Annotated in this window: 3 protein-coding genes; all 3 read left to right on the forward strand. The window is 75.2% G+C overall.

Annotated elements, in window-relative coordinates; all coding sequences use genetic code 11:
• On the forward strand, positions 1-330 hold a 330-nt coding region (locus tag VKG64_16845; GenBank protein ID HKB26706.1), incomplete at its 5' end, for a methylenetetrahydrofolate reductase.
• A 17-nt stretch (positions 331-347) separates the two neighbouring features.
• Positions 348-1,643: an amidase gene (locus VKG64_16850; protein ID HKB26707.1), complete on the forward strand. Its 1,296-nt coding sequence runs from the start codon at positions 348-350 to the stop codon at positions 1,641-1,643.
• A gap of 1 nt (position 1,644) precedes the next feature.
• Positions 1,645-2,282 (forward strand): amidohydrolase family protein (locus VKG64_16855; GenBank protein HKB26708.1); only part of this gene is annotated, 638 nt, incomplete at its 3' end.

A 2,282-nucleotide genomic window follows, 5' to 3' on the forward strand; every position in this document is an offset into this window, starting at 1 on the left:
TGGGTCCAGACCCAGCCGGTCTACGACCTGGCCGAGCTCGACCGGTTCCTCGAGCAGGCGGGCGGCCCGCCGGTTCCGGTCATTGTCGGAGTGCTCCCGCTCCACAGCTACCGCCACGCCGAGTTTCTCCATAACGAGGTGCCGGGGATCACGGTCCCCGACCATATCCGCGCGCGCCTCAGGGACGCGGGCGACGGGGCGCTGCGGGTCGGCATCGAGATGGCCCAGCGCTTGATCCACGAGATCCGCGGCCGCTACGCCGGCGCCTACCTCATGCCCTCGTTCGGCCGCTTCGAGGTCGTCGCCGAGGTCCTCGATGCATTGCATTGATGGGAGAGGAGTGGCGCGTGGGTCCGTTTGAGCTCGGCGCGCGGGAGGCGGCGGAGCGGATCCGCGCGGTGACGCTGAGCCCGGTGGAGCTGGTCGAGGCGTGCCTCGAACGAATCCGCGCGCTCGACGCGCGGCTCCTGGCCTGGGCCCACGTCGACGCGGACGGCGCGCGCGCGGCGGCGCGTGAGCTCGAGCGGGAGGCGAAGGCCGGGCGCCTCCGCGGCGCGCTCCACGGCGTCCCCCTCGGGGTGAAGGACATCTTCCACGTCGCCGGCATGCCGACGACGGCCGGCGCCAAGGCGTTCGCCCACAGCCGTCCGACGGTGGACGCCGCGTCGGTCGCGCTGCTGCGCGCCGCGGGGGCGATCGTCCTCGGCAAGACCCACACGACCCAGTTCGCGTACCGCGATCCCGCGCCGACGCGGAATCCGTGGAAGGACGGTCACACGCCCGGCGGGTCCTCGGCGGGCTCGGCGGCCGCCGTCGCGGCGCGCATGGTCCCGGCGGCGCTCGGCTCGCAGACCGTCGGCTCGGTGCTGCGGCCGGCGGCCTACTGCGGCGTCGTCGGCGTCAAGCCCACCCACGGCCTCATCCCGGTCGCGGGCGTGATCCCGCTCGCCTGGTCGCTCGACCACGTCGGCGTCTTCGGCCGCTCGGTCGCCGACGCCGCGCTCGTCCTCGGCGTCCTCGCGCGCCGGAACCTCCGGCCCGAGCCCGCGCGCGCGCCGCGCCTGGCCCTGGCGCCCGAGCTCGTGCGGCGGGCCTCACCCGAGGTCGCCGACCACATCCAGGACGTGGCGCGGGCCTTCGCGCGCGCCGGCGCCCACGTCGAAGACGTGAAGCTGCCGGCCTCGTTCGACGGGCTTCACGACGCGGGCACTATCGTGCTCCAGGCCGAAGCGGCGGCCTATCACGCGCGCGACTTCGCCGTCCACGCGGCCGACTACGGCCCGGGAATCCGGCGGGGGATCGAGGCCGGTCTCGGAGTCAGCGCGACGGCGTACCTCGCCGCGAACCGGCACCGCCTGGCGTTCCGCGACGAGGTGATGCCGCTCCTCGCCGGCCACGACGCGCTCCTCACGCCCACGGCGCCCGCGCCGGCGCCCGACCTGTCGACGACGGGCGACGCCTGGCACTGCGCGCCGTGGAGCTACGCGGGCGTGCCGTCGGCGTCGCTGCCGAGCGGGCTCGCGCCCTCCGGCCTGCCGCTGGCGATCCAGCTCGTCCAGGCGGCCGGCGCCGAGGCGCGGCTCCTCGACGTCGCCGCCTGGTGCGAGCGCGAGCTCGCGTTCACCCACGCGCCCGGCGCCTGACGTGCTCGACCTCAAGATCGAGGGCGCCACGGTTGTCGACGGCACCGGCGCGGCCGGCGCCCGGGCGGACGTCGGCATCCGCGACGACGCGATCGCCGCCGTGGGCGATCTCTCGCGCGAGACCGCGGGCTCGACGCTCCGCGCGGCCGGACGCGTCGTCGCGCCGGGCTTCATCGACATGCACTCGCACTCCGACTGGCGGCTCTGGGAGAACCGGCGCGCCGAGTCGAAGATCCGCCAGGGCGTGACGACGGAGGTCGTCGGCAACTGCGGCTTCTCTCCCGCGCCCGTCTCCACGGAGTTCCTCGACGACCTGCGCGGCTTCGCGCTCTACGTGCCGAAGGGGATGGACTTCGCCTGGCGCTCGGTGGGCGACTACCTCCGCGCCTTCGACCGCGAGGGCACCGCGCTCAACGTCGTCCAGCTCGTCGGCCACGGCACCCTCCGCGTCGCCGCCATGGGATTCGCGCGGCGCGCGCCCGACGAGAAGGAGCTCGGACAGATGCGGCGGCTGCTCGGCGACGCGATGGAGGACGGCGCCTGGGGCCTCTCGACCGGCCTCATCTACGCGCCGGGCTCGTACGCGACGACCGAGGAGATCGTCGAGCTCGCGCGCGTGGCGGGCCGCCGGCGCGGCTT

Source organism: Candidatus Methylomirabilota bacterium (genome assembly GCA_035260325.1).
GTDB lineage: Bacteria > Methylomirabilota > Methylomirabilia > Rokubacteriales > CSP1-6 > AR19.